This is a genomic window from Lachnoclostridium sp. An76 (assembly GCF_002161355.1).
In the GTDB taxonomy this organism is placed as follows: domain Bacteria; phylum Bacillota; class Clostridia; order Lachnospirales; family Lachnospiraceae; genus Mediterraneibacter; species Mediterraneibacter caccavium.
The window spans coordinates 213,478-234,408 of the sequence record NZ_NFHL01000001.1; the positions used below are offsets into that span (position 1 = coordinate 213,478).

General features: G+C 48.3%; 26 protein-coding genes. 17 read left to right on the plus strand and 9 right to left on the minus strand.

Annotated elements, in window-relative coordinates; genetic code table 11:
- The first annotated feature begins 3 nt into the window (after nucleotides 1–3).
- The 13 genes from B5G27_RS01020 (at nucleotide 4) to rsfS (ending at nucleotide 10,063) form a co-directional block, all read left to right on the plus strand.
- Nucleotides 4–1,869: a TIGR03960 family B12-binding radical SAM protein gene (locus B5G27_RS01020; protein WP_087177126.1), complete on the plus strand. Its 1,866-nt coding sequence runs from the start codon at nucleotides 4–6 to the stop codon at nucleotides 1,867–1,869.
- On the plus strand, nucleotides 1,853–2,560 hold the full coding sequence (locus tag B5G27_RS01025; protein ID WP_087177127.1) for a TIGR03936 family radical SAM-associated protein: 708 nt from the start codon (nucleotides 1,853–1,855) through the stop codon (nucleotides 2,558–2,560). The genes B5G27_RS01020 and B5G27_RS01025 overlap by 17 nt, the downstream gene beginning before the upstream one ends.
- Before the next feature lie 48 nt (nucleotides 2,561–2,608).
- A complete protein-coding gene (locus tag B5G27_RS01030; RefSeq protein WP_087177128.1) occupies nucleotides 2,609–3,841 on the plus strand; it encodes a ribonuclease E/G in 1,233 nt (410 codons plus the stop codon).
- A 76-nt stretch (nucleotides 3,842–3,917) separates the two neighbouring features.
- The gene (locus tag B5G27_RS01035; RefSeq protein ID WP_087177129.1) at nucleotides 3,918–5,237 is read left to right on the plus strand and encodes an aspartate kinase; all 1,320 of its coding nucleotides are present in this window, start codon (nucleotides 3,918–3,920) and stop codon (nucleotides 5,235–5,237) included.
- 23 nt (nucleotides 5,238–5,260) lie between these two features.
- Complete coding sequence (locus B5G27_RS01040) at nucleotides 5,261–5,680, plus strand: CBS domain-containing protein (protein ID WP_087177130.1); 420 nt, start codon at nucleotides 5,261–5,263, stop codon at nucleotides 5,678–5,680.
- 109 nt (nucleotides 5,681–5,789) lie between these two features.
- Nucleotides 5,790–6,098, plus strand: a complete 309-nt coding sequence (rplU, locus tag B5G27_RS01045) for a 50S ribosomal protein L21 (protein WP_087177131.1) — start codon at nucleotides 5,790–5,792, stop codon at nucleotides 6,096–6,098.
- Nucleotides 6,099–6,109: 11 nt separating this feature from the next.
- Entirely contained in the window at nucleotides 6,110–6,442 is a 333-nt protein-coding gene (locus B5G27_RS01050) for a ribosomal-processing cysteine protease Prp (protein ID WP_087177132.1), read from the plus strand.
- A gap of 5 nt (nucleotides 6,443–6,447) precedes the next feature.
- Nucleotides 6,448–6,732 (plus strand): 50S ribosomal protein L27, encoded by a 285-nt coding sequence (gene rpmA / locus B5G27_RS01055; RefSeq protein ID WP_087177133.1) that lies wholly within the window; start codon nucleotides 6,448–6,450, stop codon nucleotides 6,730–6,732.
- A gap of 112 nt (nucleotides 6,733–6,844) precedes the next feature.
- A complete protein-coding gene (obgE, locus tag B5G27_RS01060; protein ID WP_087177134.1) occupies nucleotides 6,845–8,128 on the plus strand; it encodes a GTPase ObgE in 1,284 nt (427 codons plus the stop codon).
- Nucleotides 8,129–8,141: 13 nt separating this feature from the next.
- Nucleotides 8,142–8,435 carry a ribosome assembly RNA-binding protein YhbY gene (gene yhbY / locus B5G27_RS01065; protein WP_087177135.1) on the plus strand — a complete coding sequence of 98 codons (294 nt, stop codon included), beginning with the start codon at nucleotides 8,142–8,144 and terminating at the stop codon, nucleotides 8,433–8,435.
- A 23-nt stretch (nucleotides 8,436–8,458) separates the two neighbouring features.
- The gene (nadD, locus tag B5G27_RS01070; protein WP_087177136.1) at nucleotides 8,459–9,070 is read left to right on the plus strand and encodes a nicotinate-nucleotide adenylyltransferase; all 612 of its coding nucleotides are present in this window, start codon (nucleotides 8,459–8,461) and stop codon (nucleotides 9,068–9,070) included.
- A gap of 20 nt (nucleotides 9,071–9,090) precedes the next feature.
- A complete protein-coding gene (gene yqeK / locus B5G27_RS01075; RefSeq protein ID WP_087177137.1) occupies nucleotides 9,091–9,654 on the plus strand; it encodes a bis(5'-nucleosyl)-tetraphosphatase (symmetrical) YqeK in 564 nt (187 codons plus the stop codon).
- Nucleotides 9,655–9,712: 58 nt separating this feature from the next.
- Nucleotides 9,713–10,063, plus strand: coding sequence for a ribosome silencing factor (rsfS, locus tag B5G27_RS01080; RefSeq protein ID WP_087177138.1), 351 nt, complete (start codon nucleotides 9,713–9,715; stop codon nucleotides 10,061–10,063).
- Nucleotides 10,064–10,152: 89 nt separating this feature from the next.
- On the opposite strand, the gene lexA is transcribed toward rsfS, so the two are convergent.
- Nucleotides 10,153–10,770 carry a transcriptional repressor LexA gene (gene lexA, locus B5G27_RS01085; protein ID WP_087177139.1) on the minus strand — a complete coding sequence of 206 codons (618 nt, stop codon included), beginning with the start codon at nucleotides 10,768–10,770 and terminating at the stop codon, nucleotides 10,153–10,155.
- Nucleotides 10,771–10,998: 228 nt separating this feature from the next.
- Here lexA and B5G27_RS01090 point away from each other — a divergent pair, with 228 nt between their 5' ends.
- The 3 genes from B5G27_RS01090 (at nucleotide 10,999) to B5G27_RS01100 (ending at nucleotide 13,470) form a co-directional block, all read left to right on the plus strand.
- Nucleotides 10,999–11,340, plus strand: coding sequence for a LysM peptidoglycan-binding domain-containing protein (locus B5G27_RS01090; protein WP_242958194.1), 342 nt, complete (start codon nucleotides 10,999–11,001; stop codon nucleotides 11,338–11,340).
- Between the two features lie 298 nt (nucleotides 11,341–11,638).
- A complete protein-coding gene (locus B5G27_RS01095; RefSeq protein WP_087177140.1) occupies nucleotides 11,639–12,718 on the plus strand; it encodes a tyrosine-type recombinase/integrase in 1,080 nt (359 codons plus the stop codon).
- Between the two features lie 5 nt (nucleotides 12,719–12,723).
- On the plus strand, nucleotides 12,724–13,470 hold the full coding sequence (locus B5G27_RS01100; protein ID WP_087177141.1) for a tRNA 2-thiocytidine biosynthesis TtcA family protein: 747 nt from the start codon (nucleotides 12,724–12,726) through the stop codon (nucleotides 13,468–13,470).
- Between the two features lie 135 nt (nucleotides 13,471–13,605).
- Here B5G27_RS01100 and B5G27_RS01105 read toward each other — a convergent pair whose 3' ends face one another.
- From B5G27_RS01105 to B5G27_RS01135, 7 genes are all read right to left on the minus strand, one after another.
- On the minus strand, nucleotides 13,606–14,253 hold the full coding sequence (locus tag B5G27_RS01105) for a cytidylate kinase-like family protein (protein WP_087177142.1): 648 nt from the start codon (nucleotides 14,251–14,253) through the stop codon (nucleotides 13,606–13,608).
- A gap of 122 nt (nucleotides 14,254–14,375) precedes the next feature.
- Nucleotides 14,376–15,290 (minus strand): RluA family pseudouridine synthase, encoded by a 915-nt coding sequence (locus tag B5G27_RS01110; protein ID WP_087177143.1) that lies wholly within the window; start codon nucleotides 15,288–15,290, stop codon nucleotides 14,376–14,378.
- A 9-nt stretch (nucleotides 15,291–15,299) separates the two neighbouring features.
- A complete protein-coding gene (gene lspA / locus B5G27_RS01115) occupies nucleotides 15,300–15,833 on the minus strand; it encodes a signal peptidase II (RefSeq protein WP_087177709.1) in 534 nt (177 codons plus the stop codon).
- A 54-nt stretch (nucleotides 15,834–15,887) separates the two neighbouring features.
- Nucleotides 15,888–16,685: a YlmH family RNA-binding protein gene (locus B5G27_RS01120; protein WP_087177144.1), complete on the minus strand. Its 798-nt coding sequence runs from the start codon at nucleotides 16,683–16,685 to the stop codon at nucleotides 15,888–15,890.
- Between the two features lie 6 nt (nucleotides 16,686–16,691).
- Nucleotides 16,692–17,243, minus strand: coding sequence for a cell division protein SepF (locus tag B5G27_RS01125; RefSeq protein WP_087177145.1), 552 nt, complete (start codon nucleotides 17,241–17,243; stop codon nucleotides 16,692–16,694).
- 77 nt (nucleotides 17,244–17,320) lie between these two features.
- On the minus strand, nucleotides 17,321–18,013 hold the full coding sequence (locus tag B5G27_RS01130) for a YggS family pyridoxal phosphate-dependent enzyme (protein WP_087177146.1): 693 nt from the start codon (nucleotides 18,011–18,013) through the stop codon (nucleotides 17,321–17,323).
- A 38-nt stretch (nucleotides 18,014–18,051) separates the two neighbouring features.
- On the minus strand, nucleotides 18,052–19,512 hold the full coding sequence (locus B5G27_RS01135) for an HlyD family efflux transporter periplasmic adaptor subunit (protein WP_087177710.1): 1,461 nt from the start codon (nucleotides 19,510–19,512) through the stop codon (nucleotides 18,052–18,054).
- A gap of 122 nt (nucleotides 19,513–19,634) precedes the next feature.
- Here B5G27_RS01135 and B5G27_RS01140 point away from each other — a divergent pair, with 122 nt between their 5' ends.
- Nucleotides 19,635–19,838 (plus strand): DUF378 domain-containing protein, encoded by a 204-nt coding sequence (locus B5G27_RS01140; protein ID WP_087177147.1) that lies wholly within the window; start codon nucleotides 19,635–19,637, stop codon nucleotides 19,836–19,838.
- 76 nt (nucleotides 19,839–19,914) lie between these two features.
- On the opposite strand, the gene B5G27_RS01145 is transcribed toward B5G27_RS01140, so the two are convergent.
- Nucleotides 19,915–20,928 (minus strand): D-alanyl-D-alanine carboxypeptidase family protein, encoded by a 1,014-nt coding sequence (locus tag B5G27_RS01145; RefSeq protein WP_087177711.1) that lies wholly within the window; start codon nucleotides 20,926–20,928, stop codon nucleotides 19,915–19,917.
- Between the last annotated feature and the right edge of the window lie 3 nt (nucleotides 20,929–20,931).

Consider the following 20,931-nt stretch of genomic DNA (forward strand, 5'->3'; position numbering starts at 1 on the left):
AGTATGAGAAAATTAGCTTTAAGCGACGAGATACTGCTGAATATCGAAAAACCGGCGCGCTATATCGGCGGTGAGGTGAATTCTGTGATGAAGGACAGAGACAAGGTGGACATCCGCTTTGCCATGTGCTTCCCGGACGTATATGAGATCGGCATGTCCCACCTGGGCATCCAGATCCTGTACGATATGTTTAACCGCAGGGATGACGTCTGGTGTGAGAGGGTCTACTCCCCGTGGGTTGATCTGGATAAGGTGATGCGGGAGAAGAAGATCCCCCTCTTTGCCCTGGAGTCCCAGGATCCGGTAAAGGATTTTGACTTCCTTGGCATTACGATCCAGTTTGAGATGTGCTATACAAACATCCTTCAGATCCTGGAACTGAGCCATATCCCTCTCCACGCGGCAGAACGGACGGACTCAGATCCCATTGTGATCGGCGGCGGGCCGTGCGCCTATAACCCTGAGCCTCTTGCGGAGTTCTTTGATCTCTTCTATATCGGAGAGGGAGAGACGGTTTATGACGAGCTGCTGGATGCCTATAAAGAGTGGAAAGGATCCGGGAAAAGCCGGAAGGAATTCCTGGAAAGAGCCGCTGAGATCGAAGGCCTCTATGTGCCGCAGTTTTATGACGCCGCCTACCGGGAAGACGGCACGCTCCTGTCGTTTACTCCCAATAACGCGCACGCTCCTGAAAAGATAAAGAAACAGGCTGTCATGGAAGTGACGGACAGCCCGTATCCAATGAAGCCGGTCGTGCCTTTTATCAAGGCAACCCAGGACAGAGTCGTGCTCGAGATCCAGCGCGGCTGCATCCGCGGATGCCGTTTCTGCCAGGCAGGGATGATCTACCGCCCTACGAGGGAGCGGAATGTGGAAAAGCTTAAGGAATATGCCCGTACGATGTTGAAAACTACCGGGCATGAAGAGATCTCCCTGAGCTCCCTGAGCTCCAGCGACTACTCAGATTTAAAGGAACTTGTGACCTTTCTGATCGATGAGTTTAAGGATAAGGGGATCAATATCTCGCTCCCGTCCCTGCGCATCGACGCCTTTTCTCTGGATGTCATGAGCCGCGTCCAGGATATCAGGAAAAGCAGCCTTACCTTTGCCCCGGAAGCCGGCTCCCAGAGGATGAGGGACGTGATCAACAAGGGGCTTACTGAGGAGGATATCCTGGAAGGGGCTGGCCAGGCATTTGAAGGCGGATGGAACAAGGTGAAGCTCTATTTTATGCTGGGACTTCCTACGGAGACGGAGGAGGATATGGGGGAGATCGCCCGTCTGTCCGATCGGGTGGCGCGCAGGTATTACGAGATCCCGAAAGAGCAGAGAAACGGGAAATGCCAGATCACGGCAAGCTCCGCTTTCTTTGTGCCCAAGCCTTTTACTCCCTTCCAGTGGGCGTCCATGTTATCTGCTGAAGAGTATACAAGACGCGCCTCTGTCGTCAAAGAGGAATTCCAGGCGCAGCTGAACCGCAAGAGCCTGAAATATAACTGGCATGACGCCCAGACTACGGTCCTGGAAGGGGTTATGGCAAGGGGCGACCGAAAAGTCGGCCGTGTGGTCGAGGAGGCTTACCGGCTCGGCTGTCTCTTTGATTCATGGACTGAATGCTTCCGCAATGACCTCTGGATGCAGGCGTTTGAAAACACCGGAGTGGATATTGATTTTTATAATTTAAGGCAGCGCGGGGATGACGAGCTCTTCCCGTGGGATTTTATCGATATCGGCGTGAGCCGGAGATTCCTGCGCAGAGAGTGGGAAAAGGCAATGAAAGGCGAGGTCACGCCAAACTGCCGGATGCAGTGCTCCGGCTGCGGAGCTGCGTCGTTCGGAGGAGGTGTCTGCTATGAAGGCAAGAATTAAATTCAGGAAATATGGTGTCCTCCGCTTTATCGGGCACCTGGATGTCATGCGCTTTTTCCAGAAGCTTATGAGGAGGACGGATATTCCCATCGCATTTACAGGAGGGTACAGCCCCCATATGATCATGTCTTTCGCCAGCCCGCTGGGGATCGGTCTGACAAGCGATGGAGAATATCTGGATATCGAGCTGACAGCCCCGGTGGACAGTCAGGAAGCTGTAAAGCGGATGAATGAAGAATGTGTGGAAGGGATCGAGGTGCTCAGTATCCGTCAGATCCCGGATGAGAAGAAGATGACAGGGATGACGATCCTTGCGGGGGCAGACTATCTTGTCTCTGTAAAAGAAGGCACACTTCCGGAAAACTGGAAAGAGAGATTTTCAGATTTTATGGGGCAGAAGGAAATCCGCGTCATCAAACAGACAAAGCGCAGCGAGAGGGAAGTTGACATCCGCCCGCTGATATACAGGTGGGAGATAAGGGGAGAGAGCGTCTTTCTGCAGCTTGCAGCTGGAAGCGCGGAAAATTTAAAGCCGGATCTTGTGATGGAGACATTTCTCTCTGAGAGCGCAGTCCCGGAAGGGGCTGTCTCGTTTGCCTACCACAGACTTGAGATGTACGCAGATATGGGAGAAGACGGAAAGAGAAACCTTGTATCCCTGGAATCACTGGGGCATGAGATGACAGTGTAATATCCGGGAACAGCAGACAAAGGAACAGCAGAGAAAGGAAGAATGAGATTGGAACGGAAGATCCTGATCGAAAAACGCGACAACAGGATACGGACTTTTTTCCTGGAAGACGGGGAGATCGTTGAGATCCACAGCGCACCGGAAGAAGACCGGGGAGCCGGCAGCCACAGGCTGGGCGACGTCTATGTGGGCAAAGTGAAAAATATTGTCCCGAATATCGGCGCGGCATTTATAGAGATCGAAAAAGGTGTGAACTGCTATTATGATATGAAGGATACAGGAACCTCTTTCTTCACTCATAAGTCAGGGAAAAAAGCACTCTGCATCGGGGATGAACTTGTCGTCCAGATCAGCCGGGAAGCAGTCAGGACGAAAGCACCCACCGTGACAGGGAACATCAGCTTTACCGGGAGATATGCTGTCCTGACCCATGGCAATACCAGGATCGGTGTATCTTCCAAGATCCCGAAAAGCCTGAAGGATGAATATAAGGAAAAGCTGAGCTGTCTCCAGAACGACAGATACGGGATCATTGTCCGTACGAATGCCAAAGACGTCCCGTTCCAGGATGTGCTCGATGAGATCAGCTCTCTCAGAGAAGAATACGAATCCCTCTTTCAGACGGCAGCCACAAGAAAATGCTTTTCCTGCCTGAAATCAGCGCTGCCTTCCTATATCCTGGATCTGAAAAATGTCTATATGGAAGGGATGAAGGAGATCATCATAGGAGACAAGGGATTGTATACAAGGATACAATCTTATTTCCGGGCTGAACTTCCGGATAAACTGTCTCTTTTAAAGCTCTACGATGATCCGTCTTTCCCTCTGGACAAGCTGTACAGTACGCAGACGATCCTGGAAAAAGCGCTGAGGGAGCGCGCCTGGCTTAAGACAGGAGGATATCTTATCATCCAGCCTACGGAAGCTCTGACCGTCATTGATGTGAATTCGGGTAAGACAGCCGCAAAAGCAGGAAGCAGGGCACAAAGCGAGGAAGGGGCCATGAAGGTAAACATGGAGGCCGCGAGAGAGGCGGCGAGGCAGATCCGTCTGAGGAACCTGTCCGGGATCATTATCATTGATTTTATCAATATGGGATCAGAGGAACATACGCGTCAGCTGCTCCATGAATTCCGCTTTCATCTTGCAAAGGATCCGATCCAGACATCGCTTGTGGATATCACGCCTCTCGGACTCGTGGAAGTCACCCGCAGGAAAGTCCGCAGGCCGCTTTATGAAGAGGAAAATTATCATTTACAAGCCCGCAGGGAAGCGTTATAATATTGTACCGAGAGTGCGCCGGACCGGCGCCGGAGTACATTACGATAAAAGTTCGGCATTTGGAGGAAGAAAAAGAATGAAGAAAGTAGTTAAGTTTGGCGGAAGCTCCCTGGCAAGCGCTGATCAGTTTAAAAAGGTGGGGGCGATCATCCACGACGATGAGAACCGGCGTTATGTCGTCCCTTCTGCTCCCGGCAAGCGTTTTTCCAGTGATACAAAGGTAACGGATATGCTGTATGCCTGCTATGAGTCAGCCGTAAAGGGAGAGGACTTTTCAGGACAGCTTGCTGATATCAAGGCAAGATACCAGGAGATCATTGACGGACTGAACCTGGACTGCTCCCTGGATCAGGACTTCGAGGTCATCCGCGAAAATTTCCAGAATAAAGCAGGAGTGGATTACGCTGCTTCCAGAGGAGAATTCCTGAACGGAAAGATCATGTCATCCTATCTCGGATTTGAGTTTGTCGATGCTGCGGAAGTCGTCCGCTTTAACGATGACGGTTCTTTTAACGCCGAGGTGACAGATGAACTGCTCTCGGCAAAACTGAAAGATATGGACGCGGCGGTTGTCCCCGGCTTTTACGGGGCGAGGGCGGACGGGACTGTGGTGACATTTTCCCGCGGCGGTTCTGATATCACAGGATCCCTTGTGGCGCTTGCCGTACATGCAGACCTGTATGAGAACTGGACTGACGTATCCGGCTTCCTCATCGCAGATCCCCGCATCGTAAAGAATCCGAAATCCATCGAGACGATCACTTACAAAGAGCTGAGAGAGCTTTCTTACATGGGAGCAAGCGTTCTCCACGAAGACGCGATCTTCCCGGTGAGGAAGGCAGGCATCCCGATCAATATCCGGAATACAAACGCGCCGGAGGATAAGGGGACGCTTATCGTAGAGAGCACATGCCGTCAGCCGAAGTACACGATCACCGGGATCGCGGGCACGGACGGATTTGCTTCCATTACCATTGAGAAGGCAATGATGAACTCAGAGATCGGATTCTGCCGCAAGGTGCTCCAGGTGTTTGAGGACAATGGCGTGTCTATCGAGCATATGCCGTCAGGGATCGATACGATGACGATCTTTGTAAATAAAAATTCATTTGAAGAGAAAGAACAGAAGATCCTCTCTGACATCCAGAGAGCGGTCCACCCGGACCACATTGAGCTGGAATCCGATCTGGCTCTCGTGGCTGTAGTCGGCCGCGGCATGAAGTCAACCCGCGGTACTGCCGGGCGTATCTTCTCAGCGCTGGCGCACGCGCACATTAATGTAAAGATGATCGACCAGGGCTCCAGCGAGCTCAATATCATCGTCGGCGTGAAACACGAGGATTTCAAAAATGCGATCCGTGCGCTGTATGAGATTTTTGTTCTGACTCAGATTTAAGGAAAGGCGGACAGCAGATAAAAATGAACATCCTGTTCTTTTTGAACCCAAAGAGTGAGACAGCATACGTATATGACCATGGCACGCTCCGTCAGGTGCTCGAGACGATGGAGTACCACAAATACGCGTCCATCCCCATGCTGAACAAAGAGGGAGAGTACGTGGGGACGATCACAGAGGGAGACCTTCTCTGGGGGATCAAGCGCTATACAAACCTGAACCTGAAGGAAGCGGAGAATATCTTTATCCAGGATTTCCCGAGAAAAGCAGACTACGAAGCCGTGTCCGCGGACTCGGACATGGAAGACCTGATCCAAAAGGCGATGAACCAGAACTTTGTGCCCGTAGTGGACGACCAGAATAAATTCATCGGGATCATCACGAGAAAGAGTATTATAGAATACTGCTACGAAAAGCTGAAAAATTTGCCGGATTCCTATTGACGTTCCGGAAATGTGTATGCTATACTATAACAGTATGCCGCACAATGAGGTTTAAGTTCTGCTCATGCAGACACCGTAATTGGCGAGTAATGATAATAGGAGGTGCCATATGTACGCGATTATAGCAACAGGTGGTAAACAGTACAAAGTAGCTGAAGGCGATATCATTAAAGTAGAAAAACTTGGTGTTGAAGCTGGAGAGACTTATACATTTGACCAGGTGCTCGCAGTAAACAATGACAAGCTCGTCGTTGGAACTCCGACTGTTGAAGGTGCAACAGTTACAGCTTCCGTGATCGGCGACGGCAAAGGCAAAAAAGTCATCGTTTACAAGTATAAGAGAAAAACTGGATACCATAAGAAAAACGGACACAGACAGCAGTACACAGCTGTGAAGATCGACAAGATCAACGCTTAAGATCTGTCCGTATGATCAGGGTAACCATTTACAGGACCAGCAGGCATGAGTATACAGGATTTGACATGTCAGGGCACGCGGAATACGATGATCCAGGAAAGGACATTGTATGTGCGGCAGTCTCAGCGCTTGTCATCAATGCGGTCAATTCAATTGAACGTTTTACTGATGATGAGACGAGCTGTGTCTCTGACGAGGAGAGCGGTGAGATCTCATTCCGCTTCTCGCAGGTCCCGTCGCACGATGCCTCACTTCTTCTTGATTCCATGATCTTTGGTCTGGAAGAGATAGAAGAGAACAGCGAATACGAATCATACATTGACATTATCTTCAAGGAGGTGTGAGTACCATGATGAAAATGAATCTTCAGTTTTTTGCTCATAAAAAGGGAGTTGGTTCTACAAAGAACGGCCGTGATTCCGAGTCCAAGAGACTGGGCGCGAAGAGAGCGGACGGACAGTTTGTAAAAGCTGGCAACATCCTTTACAGACAGCGCGGGACAAAGATCCATCCGGGCGTGAACGTTGGACGCGGCGGTGATGACACTCTGTTCGCACTGGTAGACGGTGTAGTCAGATATGAGAGAAAAGGCAGAGACAAGAAACAGGTTTCTATCTATCCGGTAGCTGAATAACAGGCTGGAAAATATTTTCACTCGCATAACAGGCAGGATCAGGCCCCAGACTAATGTCTGGGGCTTTTGTAAACCAGCAGGAACTTATAGACCTACAGGAAAAGGAGTTATTATGTTTGCAGACAGAGCGAAAATCTACATCCGTTCCGGCAAGGGCGGAGACGGGCACTGCAGTTTCCGCAGGGAGCTGTACGTCCCGAACGGCGGACCGGACGGCGGAGACGGCGGACGCGGCGGAGACCTGATCTTTGAGGTGGATGAAGGGCTGAACACACTTTCTGATTACCGCCACAAAAGGAAGTATGCTGCCGGGGACGGTGAGCCCGGCGGAAAGAGGAGATGCCACGGGAAAGACGGCAAAGACCTGGTGCTCTATGTGCCGGAAGGGACTGTCATCAAGGAGGCGGTCACAGGGAAAGTCATTGCCGATATGTCCGGGGACAACCGCAGACAGGTCGTGTTAAAGGGCGGAAAAGGCGGGCTCGGCAACCAGCACTTTGCCACTGCCACGATGCAGGTGCCGAAATATGCACAGCCGGGTCAGCCTGCAAAAGAACTGGAGGTCAGGCTGGAGCTGAAGGTGATCGCGGACGTAGGCCTGATCGGTTTCCCGAATGTGGGAAAATCAACCCTTCTTTCCAGAGTGACGAACGCAGAACCAAAGATCGCCAACTATCATTTCACGACTCTGAGCCCAAATCTCGGCGTTGTAGACCTGGATGGGGCAAAAGGGTTTGTGATGGCTGATATCCCGGGGCTGATCGAGGGCGCTTCCGAAGGCGTGGGGCTGGGGCATGAGTTCCTCCGCCACATTGAGCGCACAAAGCTTATGATCCATGTAGTTGACGCGGCAGGGTCAGAGGGAAGAGATCCGGTCGAAGACATCTATAAGATCAATGAAGAGTTAAAGGCTTATAATCCTGAGATCGCAGAGCGTCCCCAGGTCATCGCGGCAAATAAGACGGATCTGATCTATGATCCGGATGATGATCCTGTGGAACGTCTGAGACAGGAGTTTGAACCGAAAGGGATCAAAGTATTCGCAATATCCGGGGCGACGGGACAGGGCGTCTCTGAGCTTCTCTATTATGTGAGTTCCCAGCTCGATAAGATCGACACGCCTCCGGTCATTTTTGAGCAGGAATATTTCCCGGAGGACGAGCTGATCTACGAGGAACTCCCGTACAGTGTCGAAGTAGAAGACGGCGTGTATGTCGTGGAAGGCCCGAAGATCGAAAAGATGCTCGGATATACGAATCTTGACTCGGAGAAGGGATTTGCCTTCTTCCAGAAGTTCTTAAAAGAGACAGGCATTTTGGATGAGCTTGAGGCGAAAGGCATCCAGGAAGGCGACACAGTGAGGATGTACGGGCTTCAGTTTGATTATTATAAGTAATAAGGAGCATAAAATGACGACAAAACAGAGAGCATATTTGAAAAGCCTTGCGATGACCATGGATCCCATCTTCCAGGTAGGGAAATCCAGCATGACGCCCGGGCTGACGGAAGCAATCTCGGAAGCGCTGGAAGCAAGAGAGCTGGTCAAGATCAGTGTCCTTAAAAACTGCGCGGATGATCCGAGAGAACTGGCTGAGATCATTGCAGAGCGCACACGCTCGCAGGTGGTGCAGGTCATCGGGAAAAAGATCGTGCTGTACCGTGAGGGAAAGGACGACAAAAAGAAGATCAATCTCCCCTTATAGGAAGTGAAGGAGAAGAACCGCGTATGAAGATCGGAATCATGGGAGGTACCTTTGACCCTGTCCATATCGGGCATCTCCTTCTCGGAGAATTTGCCTATGAAGAATTCGGATTGGACGAGATCTGGTTCATGCCGAACGGGAATCCTCCCCATAAGAAGACAGAGTATACAGAGGAAGCCCTGCACCATCGGATAGAAATGGTAAAGCTGGCGGTGAGTGACGTGCCGTATTTCAAAGTCTGCCTTTATGAGGCAGAGACGGAAGAACATTCATACACTTACAGTACGATGCGGGAATTTAACAGGAGATATCCTGAGGATGATTTCTATTTCATCTTAGGGGCGGACTCGCTGTTTGCCATCGAAGAATGGAGAAATTTCCAGGAAATCTTCCCCACATGCACGATCCTGGCTGCCATGCGCGATGATAAGGATGTGCAGAGCATGCACGATCAGATCGACTATCTGAGCAGCCGTTACGGGGCACGGATCGAGCTTCTGCGGGCGCCTCTCGTAGAGATCTCCTCCACTGTGATCCGAAGGAGGGCGTCAAGAGGCCTCAGCGCGCGCTATATGGTGCCGGACCAGGTGGCCGGATATATTGCGGAACATGAGCTGTACAGACAGAGAATGTAAGGGAAAAGGGATGAACAGATATGACTGAGAGGCTGGCTGAGATCAGGAAAGAACTGAAAAAGAAACTGAAAAAAGAACGGTTCGAGCACACAGTGGGTGTAATGTATACCGCTGCGTCGCTCGCCATGTGCTACGGCGCTGATATCCAGAAGGCGCTGACCGCAGGTCTTCTCCATGACTGTGGGAAATACTGCCCCGCGGAAGAGCAGATCAGGCTCTGCGGCAGATACGGCATAGACCTGACAAGATCTGAACTGGAAATGCCGGCGCTTATCCATGCAAGACTGGGAGCATATCTGGCGGAGCATGAATACGGGATCAAAGACCGGGAGATACTTGACGCTGTCACTTATCATACCACCGGCCGCCCGGGGATGAGCATGCTGGAGAAGATCATCTATATCGCAGACTATATCGAGCCGAACCGCAGGGAAATACCGGGGCTTTCAGAGATACGAGGGATCGTTTTCCAGGACATTGACAGGGCAGTATGCCTGTCTGCCGGGCGTACCGTCCGCTATCTGAAGGACGGCGGAAAATCGGTAGACCCGATGACAGTGAGCACATACGAATTTTATAAGTGATCATATACAAAGTAAGTACATGTAAATTTTATAAATGACAGAAGAGAGGAGGAAGGAAATGGACCAGTCAAAAGAAATGGCGCGCATTGCGTACAATGCGCTCAGCGACAAAAAAGGAGAAGATATCAAGATCATTGATATCACAGGAATCTCCGTGCTGGCAGACTACTTTATCATCGCAAACGGAAACAGTGACAGCCAGGTGAATGCTCTTGTAGACAACGTGGAAGAAGAGCTCCACAAGGCGGGGTATCCGCTGAAGCAGAGAGAAGGCCAGGCGTCCGGGAGCTGGGTGCTGCTCGATTTCGGCGATATCATTGTCCATGTGTTTGACAGGGAAAACCGTCTGTTTTATGATCTGGAGAGGATCTGGAAGGACGGGAAGGATATCTCAGTGGAAGAACTGTAAAAAGCAGGAAAGACAGACGATATTAAAAAAGCAGCAGTATTCTTTATCAGAACGGTAAAGAATGCTGCTGCTTTTTGCATCGCCTGTAACTATTTGAAAAATCTCATCACCCCGATCACTTTCCCGAGGATCGAAACTTCTTTCACAATGATCGGATCCATAAAGTCATTTTCCGGCTGGAGCCTGAATACGCCTTCTTCCTTATAGAATGTCTTCACTGTTGCACTGTCTTCCACAAGAGCGACCACCATATCGCCGTTGGAAGCAGTGGCATCCTGTTCGACAAGGACATAGTCGCCATCGAGTATCCCTGCGTTGATCATGCTTTCCCCTTTGACTTTCAGCAGGAATGTCTGCTTATTCGGCATCCGTTCAGCCGGGAAAGGAAAATAGTCCTCAATGTTTTCCTCTGCAAGGATCGGCTGCCCGGCAGCCACCTGACCGATGATCGGGACATTGACCATCTCGCGCCGCGTAAGATTAAACGTATCATCCAGGATCTCGATCGCCCTGGGCTTCGTCGGATCGCGCCGGATATATCCGTTCTTTTCCAGTGTCTCAAGATGGGAGTGGACTGATGAAGTTGACTTTAAGTTCACTGCCTCGCAGATTTCACGGACGGCCGGCGGGAATCCTCTCTGTAGGATCTGGTTTTTAATGTATTCAAGAATTTCCTGCTGTTTTTTACTTATTTTACCCTGTGCCATAACTTCCTCCGATATTTTTTCTAGTTACTATAGTACCATACTCATAAAGAAAAAGCAAACATTTGTTTACGAAAATATGTTCGATTTTCTGTTGACAAACATGTGTTCCTGGATTATAATACGGATATAGAACAGATGTTTGCAGTGAATAAATGTTCGGATTGATGTATACTGGTATACAATTTTAAAAATGCAACTTAAACCGCGCACAAAAGGGGAGAAGCAAAGATGAACAAAAAAGTATCCAACAGTACAATGAAAAAGAGAATCTTCAGTCTGTCAGCAGGTGTTTTCATGGTTTTACTCATATGCGTATTATACGGCTCATTTTTTGTTTCAGCGCATGAGGATACGGATGATACGGATACAGTTTACAAATATTACAAAAGCATTGAGATCCAGCCGGGAGACACACTCTGGGATATCGCAGAAAGCACGATGACATCCGAATACGATTCTGTACAGGAATATGTGCAGGTATTGAAAGAGATGAACAATCTTGATTCGGACGATATACAGGCCGGCCAGTATCTGATGATCGCATATAATGATACAGAGTTCCTTCCATAATTGAAACTGGCAGGAACTTTCAAAGCCGGATCAACAGAAAAAGATCCGTTTTATAATATCGGTATCAATATACATCCCTATGTATTGATATAAATAATACACTCCAAAGCAGCCGGGATATTGGTCTCCAGAAGGACGCCAATATTCCGGCTGCTTGCGTGCGTACAGAAATCGAGCTGTTAGGATAGTGATATCAATCTATACGACAAATACTGATTTTTCCAAAAGATATGGACAAAAAAACATATATCAGCTATAATATACAAGGATCAGTCAGATCAACAAAGGGGTTTTTAATATGGGGAATACAGACAATTATCCGGAGACAAAAACATATCATGAACAGAAATATATCGATAATACTTTGAGGCTGCGCGCTGTCCTGAAGACGCTTCCTCCTTTTGCCAGAGATTATTTCCGGGCCGTGGAGCCGACCACTTCAGCCAGGACGCGTATTTCCTATGCCTATGACATCCGCGTTTTTTTTCATTTTCTTATAGAAAATAATCCGCTCTATAAGGATTACACTATGGACCGGTTTACCCTTTCAGATCTCGAAAAACTGGAGCCGGTCGATATCGAGGAATATCAGGAATATCTGAAGGTCTATGAAAATGAGGATAATAAGCAGATCACAAACACGGAAAAAGGCCTTGCGCGTAAAATGTCTGCACTCCGAAGTTTTTACGGATATTTCTATAAAAGACAGGCAATCGCGAAAAATCCGACTCTCCTTGTAGATATGCCAAAACTCCATGAGAAGGCGATCATCCGCCTTGATGCTGATGAGGTCGCCAAATTGCTTGACTATGTGGATCATGGCGGCGATGATCTTACAGGACAGAGAAAAGCGTATTTTGAGAAAACAAAAAACCGTGACCTGGCTATCCTGACACTTCTGCTTGGGACAGGGATCCGTGTATCTGAATGTGTCGGGCTGGATATACAGGATGTTGACTTCAAAAACAATGGGATCAAGGTGACGCGCAAGGGTGGAAATGAAATGGTCGTGTATTTTGGCGAAGAGGTGGAGAATGCACTTAAATCTTATCTCTATACAACCAGGAAAAACACCATTCCTCTGCCCGGACATGAAAATGCCCTTTTTCTTTCCACGCAGCGCCGGCGTATGGGGGTCCAGGCTGTTGAGAACATGGTCCGAAAATATGCCCGGGAAGTGACTCCCAATAAAAAGATCACCCCACATAAACTCAGAAGCACATACGGCACTGCCCTTTACAAAGAGACAGGGGATATCTATCTTGTCGCGGACGTCCTTGGACATAAGGACGTCAACACAACGAAAAAGCACTATGCAGCGATCGATGAGAACCGCCGCAGACAGGCAGCCGGAGCTGTCAAATTAAGGGAGGTATAAATAATATGCAGTTACAACGTTTGTTGAGTTATGCCCGCAAGGCAGTTGATGAATACAATATGATCCAGGATGGGGACCATATCGCGGTCGGGATCTCCGGAGGGAAGGACAGCCTTACTCTCCTTTACGCTCTCCATGGACTTCAGAGGTTCTATCCGCAGAAATTTCAGCTGAGCGCTATTACAGTGGATCTCGGATTTGAGGATTTTGATCTTACGCCTATCCAGGATCTCTGCCGTGAGATGGAAGTTCCGTATAAGATCGTCCGGTCGGATATCTATGACATTCTTTTCAATGTGCGTAAGGAAAGCAATCCCTGCTCTCTCTGCGCCAAAATGCGCAAAGGCGCCCTGAACCAGGCTATCAAGGAAATGGGATGTAATAAGGTGGCATACGCGCATCACAAGGATGATATCATCGAGACCATGCTCCTCTCCCTGATATTTGAAGGAAGGTTCCATTCCTTCTCTCCCAGGACTTATCTGGACCGCATGGATCTGACTGTGATCCGTCCTCTTATGTATGTAGATGAGATGGACGTGATCGGTTTTAAGAATAAATATGACCTGCCGGTCGTAAAAAGCAAGTGCCCGGTAGACGGCCATACAAAGAGACAGTATGCGAAAGAACTTTTAAAACAGCTCAATACAGAACACCCCGGTGTCCGCGAAAGGATGTTCCACGCGATCCTCACCGGCAATATATCCGGATGGCCGGAACGCACTGTGCATGAGCGAAGAAAGACCTCCTGACAGAATGCCACCTGTCAGGAGACGATTGACAGGCAGGGATTAAGGCAGAAAGATTCCCGGCATACAGAAAGACATTTTCTGTATGCCGGGAATCCGTATTCCGGGAAATGTCAGGTCCCTGTTTATTCGATGGATTCAGATCTTTCGGCTTTCTTTTCCGATCTTTTCTTTCAGGGTTACATAATCGATGATCGCCTGTGCCGTCCCCTCGATCCCAAGCTCTGAACTGGTCAGGCATAATTCATAGCTTTCAGCATCCGACCACTTTTTGTTTGTATAATAATTATAGTAGCTGGCTCTCTTTTTATCAGTCTTTACGATCAAATCCTTGGCCTTTGCGTCAGTCAGGTCATATAACCTTGCTATCCTTCTGATGCGTGACTGCATATCAGCATGTATAAAGACACTGACAACATTTGGGTAAGATTCCAGTGCATAGTCTGCACATCGTCCGACCAGGATACACGGACCTTCATCGGCGATCTTTTTGATCGCATCGAACTGAGCGAGAAAGACTTTGTGATTGATCGGCATATCTGTATATGAATTTCCTGAATATCCCATTGAATATGTATCCATGACGAGGGAATAAAGAAAACTATTCGTCGGCTTTTCGTCGTGGGACTGGAAGATTTCTTCACAGATACCGCTTTCTTTTGCAGCGCGTGCGAGCATTTCTTTATCGTATAATTTAATGTCAAATGCTTCAGCGACTTTATAGCCGATCTCCCTTCCTGCACTGCCATATTCTCTTCCAATTGTAATGATCGTATTTGTTTTCATGATGAGCCACTCTCCTTTACGTCAGATAATTGTGAATTTGCATAAAAAATATACACTCATTCACTCCTTATATGACTATTATAGCTAAAAACAGCGTGTATTACAATCAGAAAATAAAATTTCTAAGATCTGTTGCGCAGCTTTTCAAGAAGTGCTGTAAAATAATCCGGAAGAGGGGCATCAAACTCCATATATTTTCCAGTCGAAGGATGTGTGATGCCGAGTATCTTTGCATGCAGTGTCTGTCCCTCCAGTTTAAACGGACATTTTGCGGGACCGTACACACTGTCTCCAAGAATGGGATGTCCGATACCTGCCATGTGCACGCGGATCTGGTGGGTACGCCCGGTCTCTAGTTCACATTCGATATAAGTATACCCGCCAAACCTCTCTAAAACCCGGTAATGTGTGACAGCCCTCCTGCCGTTTGGCGCTTTTGTACTCATTTTTTTACGGTCTGTCGGGTGGCGCCCGATCGGCGCATTGACTGTGCCTGTATCTTCTTTCAGATTGCCAATGACCACAGCGTGATACCGCCGTGTGATATGATGCTCTTTGAGCTCTTCTGCAAGGATCTGGTGCGCACGGTCATTTTTGCAGACGAGAAGGGAACCTGTTGTGTCCATATCGATCCGGTGGACGATCCCCGGGCGGAGCACCCCGTTGATCCCTGAAAGCCGGCTGCCGCAGTGATAGAGGACCGCATTTACCAGTGTGTGGCTGTAGTGTCCGGGAGCAGGGTGTACGACCATCCCTTTGGGTTTGTTTACCACAAGGATATCCTCATCTTCATACAGGATATCCAAAGGGATATCTTCCGGGAGGATATCCACCGGCTCCGGATCCGGGATCTCTACACGGATCTTGTCTCCTGCACACACCTTATAATTTGCCCTGACAGGATCCCCGTTTACAAGGACAGCTCCATCTTTTATGAGTTTCTGGATATAAGAACGGGAAACATCCTCAAGATCCCCGCTTAAAAATCTGTCGATCCTTTCCCCTTGATCCTCTGCTGTAAGAAATAATTCCTGCATATCCGCCTCCTATCCTTTCTTTCTGCTCAGGAAACTGAAATCATCTTCCTCTCTGTAATAAAACAGGACAAGAAGTGCAAATACGATACAGGCAGCCACAACATAACAGTCCGCCACATTAAAGATCGGGAAATCGATCAGACGGAAATAAAAGAAGTCGATCACATATCCGAGGCGTACCCGGTCGATCATATTTCCCACTGCCCCGGCACACAAAAGCACCGCACAGATGCGCAGGGGAAGATATCTCCGGTTTTCCGGCATACGCAGGTAAAGATATATGACAGCTCCGCATACCAACAGCGCACCTGCCGCGAGGACAACTCTCATATCCTGCATCATCCCAAAAGCAGCCCCTCTGTTTTCGAGATAACGGAGCTCAAAAATGCCGTCTATCAGGATATAAGGGGGCTGACCTTTTAGCTTTAATACTGCTATATATTTTGTAAGCTGGTCAAAAAAGAGCGCAGCTGCAAATCCGATCAGAGCGAATAAACAGCCCGCGCCTGAGATCTTCTTCCTGTCTTTTGTCTGTTCTGTCATATCTGTCATCCATCCTTAAAATCAGCTTTGTATTCATAAAAATCAACTTTGTATTCATACATATCTGCAGATCACGACTGTGATCCGGTTTTTCCGGGTGCGTGAGCCGGAGCTTTCAAAACGGAACTTTCCCATGCCGCGTACTGATACCACATCCCCTTCCGACAGCTGATAACCATTACTCGTCACCAGCCGGCCATTCACATAGACTTTTGCCCCTTCGATCAGGCCGGTAAGCCGTGTGCGCGACGAAGAAAAAGCAAGTGCAAGCAGGCTGTCCAGCCGCACAGATGCAACAGTCCCTCTGACCTCTTCACAGGCAGGTTCATAAGAAATTTCGCTGACAGGGAGTTCATCTGCACGGACAGATGTGTGCCGGACCCTGGTAAGCTCTCTGGAGATCACTCCTGCCATATCTCTGTGGGCGAAGATCAGCGCCCCATCTCTGTCAACGAGGATATCACCGGTCCTGGAGCGTTCGATCCCCAGATTGAGGACAGCTCCCAGATAATCACGGTGGCTCAGCTCTTCCGCAAATTTTTTATTCAGAGGAGATATTTTCAGGGCGCAAAAAGGATAGTCGATATCCTCTGGTGTGATATCCTTTTTTCCCCAACGCAAATAAAGAGCATCAGGGATAAATGCCGCCATCTGACGCTCTGCTGTTTCATACCCGCCAAAAGACACGATCCGTGTAAACAGTTTGTCTTTTGGCAGTGTATGTAAAATATTCTGTTCGCTTAGATTCAGAAAATCTGAGTAAGTTATGATATCCCTCTGGTATGCAGTCCTGGAAAGCTCGATAAATCGCTTCTCCAGCAGAAGGGCATCTTTTTCATGTGTATCCTGCATGGCAGATCAATATCTTCCTCTCATGCTTGGTGTCTCCATGGAGCCGCCGAGCAGATCCTGGAGATCTCCTGAGATATCTACATTTGTAGGTGTGACAAGGAATATGTAATTAGAAATCTTCTGGAGATTTCCGTTGATCGCGAAAGTAGCTCCGGAGATAAAATCAATAATGCGCTGAGCAATCTCCAGATCCATTCCCTCAAGATTCAGGATCACAGTGCGTCCTGAGAGCAGTGTCTCAGTAATCTCCCTGGAATCATCCACAGAAGAAGGCTTCACGACACAAACTTCCATATTGCCGCTCTTCCTGGCTGCCGGATGTCTCATCGGTGTAACTTTATTACTTGTGGAAGGTTGGAATTTTTCCTCTTCCTCCATATCAAAATCATCAAAATTGTCTTCTTTGGTATTTTTCTTTCCGAACAGAGAACGCCGATGAGGTTTTTCTTTATAAGACTCCTCGTCATCAAAATACTCATCATCATCATAGAAATCGTCTTCGTAATCGTCCTCATCATTTAATTTCATGATGTCCAGAAATTTATCAAATACACCCATCTTTACACTCCTATCTTGCGCATCCTGTCCTGTGCGCAATTTCTTTATTTCATACTTTCATCCAGAGCAGAACAGCATCAGATACTGTAATCCCTGGCACCAAAGATCCCCGTTCCGACCCGGACCATTGTCGCTCCCTCTTCGACCGCAACTTCGTAATCATTGGTCATCCCCATAGAAAGTATGCTCACAGTACCATTATCAATGTTTTTTTCCTTTATGTCAACATATAAATCATGTAAATTTGCGAAAATTGCACGATTTTTTTCTGGATTTTCAACAAAAGGCGCAATTGTCATCAACCCGCGCAGCCTGATATGTGGAAGCTGTACGACTTTTTCCGCCATGGGAATAACTTCTGGCATCTTCAGGCCGAACTTGCTCTCCTCCTCTGCTACATTTACTTCCAACAGGATATCAACGATCCTATTATGCTTTTCAGCCTCCTTTTCGATGACTTCCGCCAGCCTGAGTGAATCAACGGAGTGGATCAGCCTGACTTTATCAACAATATATTTTACCTTGTTTGTCTGAAGATGTCCGATCATATGCCATTCAATATCTTTTGGCAGTGCCTCATATTTTTCACGGATCTCCTGGACCTTGTTTTCTCCGAAAACACGTACTCCCAGGTCATACGCTTCCTGCAGTATGGCGACAGGTTTTGTTTTGCTGACCGCGACCAGCGTCACCTCGCTGCGGTCCCTTCCTGCCCGCCGGCATGCTTCCTGTATCCTCTCTTCTACTTCCTGAAGATTTTCCCTGAGCATTTTTATCTCCTCCTTTATTTCAAAGAAAAACTATTGAACTATTGGAATACTACTTCCTCCGGGCTCACGCTGGAACCTTCCTGAACGATATGGTCATAATTGGATAATCCGTAACTGTCTCCTTCCCTGACGATATAATATTCGTCATTTTCACACAGGATATCCACTTTTTTAAAGACGGCATATCCCTTATTGATATTGTAAACTCCCTGCAGAGAGCGGGTCTTTCCCACGGTATAAGTATCGCTCGATTCCGGCTTGATCAGGATATCACCCTCGCTGAGATCTTCTCTGCTGACGCATACTTCTCCGTCTTCAGAAGAGTCATAGATATTCACCGGCCGGAACACCGCGCTCCCGCCTTCCTGCCGTACCATGACTCCGTCTGAGGAGCTGTTTCCGCCGGATGTGATATATTCTTCCGGCAAAACATAAAATTTTTCTTCCACAACAGAAGATCTGGGGATCTTAAGCCCGCTTTCGTCTTCCAGGATCAGTTCGATATTAAGATAGCGCTCTTCCGCATACCGGATCATCGAATTATCAAGATCAAGGCACCCGTAATATTTCCCATCTCTTGACAGGATGGAAAAGTCCGCCCACATAGTTTCACTGTCCTTATCTATACGTACTTTTACGCTCATGCTCTTGTTTTCATCGATAGGAACAGCATCCTCTCCGGCAGGTGTGTTTGCAGCAGATATCTCTTCTTTAAACTGCTCTGCTGTCTCACGGTCAAGCTGTACGATAACAGACCAGTCTTCGCTTGTGATCAGCCGGTATACCGGACTTCCTGATGAAATCTTCATCTGGTCCTCAAGGGCCTTGCTCTCGTATGCTGTACGGTCAAAATCCTCTGCGGTAAATGTATCTTTCGTAAGAGACTCCAGACCGTCCACAGTTAATGCAATAATGCCGTCACGCGGTGCAGTATAAGTAGAAACTTCAAGGCCGCTCGCAGAGATGACTGTTGCAAGCTGCTCTGTTCGCGTTGCGCTGAACGTATCCTGCAGGGCGGCTGTAATCTCATTTTTCAGAGAATATACCGCCGAAAAATCTGCAGGATCATAATTTTCATTAAAATCCTGCATCTGATAGATCATCCCAGCCTGGACTTCAGGGTTCAGGGAAACCGGGGACGCCGCCGTATCATCAGCGCCGGCTGATGCGGTCTCTGTATCAAGCTTCTGCGCAGACATGGCATATACCGGCATCCCTGTCTTTACCTTGCTGTTCCCGTTCTGATAATAACTGATATACCCGCCGGTCTCAGCACTGACAGCCTCTTCCTGCCTCAGAACAAGGCCGGTATAAGAATTATCATTTACAATGCTCCCCTCACGTACTTCATACACAGAAATCGTATCCCCTGTAAAATACATGATCACTGTGACGAGCAGATAGATGAACACGATCGCAAACAGAAAAATGCCAAGGTTCATCTCTCTCCTTGCCCTGAATTTCTTTATGTCAATGGAATGATTTCCCTTTGGTGCCACGGATGACAAAGTGGATAACACCTCCTCTGATCTATAACTAAATCAGTATATCATTTTTTGATGTATATTTCCAGCATTTGCGGGAATAATAGAAATATTGAGATGGTAAAGGAGGAAATAACATGAAATGGTTTGATTACACAGCCCTGACACTTGTGATCATCGGCGCCATCAACTGGCTGCTTGTCGGCATCTTCCGATTCGATCTGGTAGCCTTCCTTTTTGGAAATTTAAGCTGGCTGTCAAGGATCGTATATACTGTGGTAGGTCTGTGCGGACTGTATCTGATCAGTTTCTTCGGAAGGGTCAGAGGGATGTCAGAGTAACATGTATAGAAAATATTTATGCTGTATGCAAAAAGCCTTCCTGCTTCTGGGTCCCAGAAGTATGGAAGGCTTTTTCTTACACTCCGGTCATTCCCGCTGAGAACAACTGGTTCATCTGATCATATAAAAGAGTCTTGTCCGATGCCCCCATGATCACTGAAATATATGGCGTTCCCCCTGTGTTTTCGTCATAGAGGATCACACAGTTGCCCGCCTGGTCAGTTGTGCCGGTCTTACCGCCGATCACACGCACCCCTTCCGGAGGCGCTGCCAGACCGGCAGAATAATAATTTGTCGGAGCCCAGGACGCTGTCCTTACAGTCCCGTCAGCCCCGGTGATCTCTGCTGTATAGGAAGACATGGAAATAATATCCATAAAGCGCTGATCCTTACATGCTGCATTGAAAATAAGGTACAGGTCATACGCTGTAGTATAATGGTCATCATCATGGAGCCCATGAGGATTGACAAAATGAGTCCCCGTTGCTCCAAGCCTGGCAGCCTCTGTGTTCATCAGCTCAGCAAACGCCTCTTCGCTCCCCGAAATATGTTCCGCGATCGCTGTCCCGCAGTCATTCCCGGAACAGAGCATCAGGCCGCATATGAGATCATATAAAGTCAGGCTGTCTCCTGTGACAAGCCCCGCCACAGATTCATCCCAGTTAAAATCTGTGGCATGTGCACTGACAGTCACCAGATCATCAGGATTCCCATATTTCAGTGCAAGGTATGCGGTCATCGTCTTTGTAGTGCTCGCCGGATAGAGCTGGTCGAACAGCCTGTATCCACAGACGACCTGCTCCTCTCCCAGGTTGAACAGCCCGGCCGCGTGCAGTGAACTGTCGGGCTGGAATCCATCCAGAGATACTTCCCCCGATGTGACGCATAAATCCTGTGCAAACAATCCTCCCTGGTAAAGAGCTTTATTATACGTGGACTTTTCATACGCGCCGATATAATCCCGGGACTGGTCCCAGAGATAAAAACCTCCTGCCGCGCCGGCGCCGATCAGAAGGACAAATACGATCATCACCGCAGCCGCCACTGCCTGGCGCCTTCTTCTCCTGCGCTGTCTTTTTTTATATGCCATCCG

Excerpts from the sequence above, each read along its gene's own strand:
- B5G27_RS01020 (WP_087177126.1), top strand. The coding sequence starts at position 4 with ATGAGAAAATTAGCTTTAAGCGACGAGATACTGCTGAATATCGAAAAA.
- B5G27_RS01025 (WP_087177127.1), top strand. The coding sequence starts at position 1,853 with ATGAAGGCAAGAATTAAATTCAGGAAATATGGTGTCCTCCGCTTTATC.
- B5G27_RS01035 (WP_087177129.1), top strand. The coding sequence starts at position 3,918 with ATGAAGAAAGTAGTTAAGTTTGGCGGAAGCTCCCTGGCAAGCGCTGAT.
- B5G27_RS01040 (WP_087177130.1), top strand. The coding sequence starts at position 5,261 with ATGAACATCCTGTTCTTTTTGAACCCAAAGAGTGAGACAGCATACGTA.
- rplU (WP_087177131.1), top strand. The coding sequence starts at position 5,790 with ATGTACGCGATTATAGCAACAGGTGGTAAACAGTACAAAGTAGCTGAA.
- B5G27_RS01050 (WP_087177132.1), top strand. The coding sequence starts at position 6,110 with ATGATCAGGGTAACCATTTACAGGACCAGCAGGCATGAGTATACAGGA.
- rpmA (WP_087177133.1), top strand. The coding sequence starts at position 6,448 with ATGATGAAAATGAATCTTCAGTTTTTTGCTCATAAAAAGGGAGTTGGT.
- obgE (WP_087177134.1), top strand. The coding sequence starts at position 6,845 with ATGTTTGCAGACAGAGCGAAAATCTACATCCGTTCCGGCAAGGGCGGA.
- yhbY (WP_087177135.1), top strand. The coding sequence starts at position 8,142 with ATGACGACAAAACAGAGAGCATATTTGAAAAGCCTTGCGATGACCATG.
- nadD (WP_087177136.1), top strand. The coding sequence starts at position 8,459 with ATGAAGATCGGAATCATGGGAGGTACCTTTGACCCTGTCCATATCGGG.
- yqeK (WP_087177137.1), top strand. The coding sequence starts at position 9,091 with ATGACTGAGAGGCTGGCTGAGATCAGGAAAGAACTGAAAAAGAAACTG.
- rsfS (WP_087177138.1), top strand. The coding sequence starts at position 9,713 with ATGGACCAGTCAAAAGAAATGGCGCGCATTGCGTACAATGCGCTCAGC.
- lexA (WP_087177139.1), bottom strand. The coding sequence starts at position 10,770 with ATGGCACAGGGTAAAATAAGTAAAAAACAGCAGGAAATTCTTGAATAC.
- B5G27_RS01090 (WP_242958194.1), top strand. The coding sequence starts at position 10,999 with ATGAACAAAAAAGTATCCAACAGTACAATGAAAAAGAGAATCTTCAGT.
- B5G27_RS01095 (WP_087177140.1), top strand. The coding sequence starts at position 11,639 with ATGGGGAATACAGACAATTATCCGGAGACAAAAACATATCATGAACAG.
- B5G27_RS01100 (WP_087177141.1), top strand. The coding sequence starts at position 12,724 with ATGCAGTTACAACGTTTGTTGAGTTATGCCCGCAAGGCAGTTGATGAA.
- B5G27_RS01105 (WP_087177142.1), bottom strand. The coding sequence starts at position 14,253 with ATGAAAACAAATACGATCATTACAATTGGAAGAGAATATGGCAGTGCA.
- B5G27_RS01110 (WP_087177143.1), bottom strand. The coding sequence starts at position 15,290 with ATGCAGGAATTATTTCTTACAGCAGAGGATCAAGGGGAAAGGATCGAC.
- lspA (WP_087177709.1), bottom strand. The coding sequence starts at position 15,833 with ATGACAGAACAGACAAAAGACAGGAAGAAGATCTCAGGCGCGGGCTGT.
- B5G27_RS01120 (WP_087177144.1), bottom strand. The coding sequence starts at position 16,685 with ATGCAGGATACACATGAAAAAGATGCCCTTCTGCTGGAGAAGCGATTT.
- B5G27_RS01125 (WP_087177145.1), bottom strand. The coding sequence starts at position 17,243 with ATGGGTGTATTTGATAAATTTCTGGACATCATGAAATTAAATGATGAG.
- B5G27_RS01130 (WP_087177146.1), bottom strand. The coding sequence starts at position 18,013 with ATGCTCAGGGAAAATCTTCAGGAAGTAGAAGAGAGGATACAGGAAGCA.
- B5G27_RS01140 (WP_087177147.1), top strand. The coding sequence starts at position 19,635 with ATGAAATGGTTTGATTACACAGCCCTGACACTTGTGATCATCGGCGCC.
- B5G27_RS01145 (WP_087177711.1), bottom strand. The coding sequence starts at position 20,928 with ATGGCATATAAAAAAAGACAGCGCAGGAGAAGAAGGCGCCAGGCAGTG.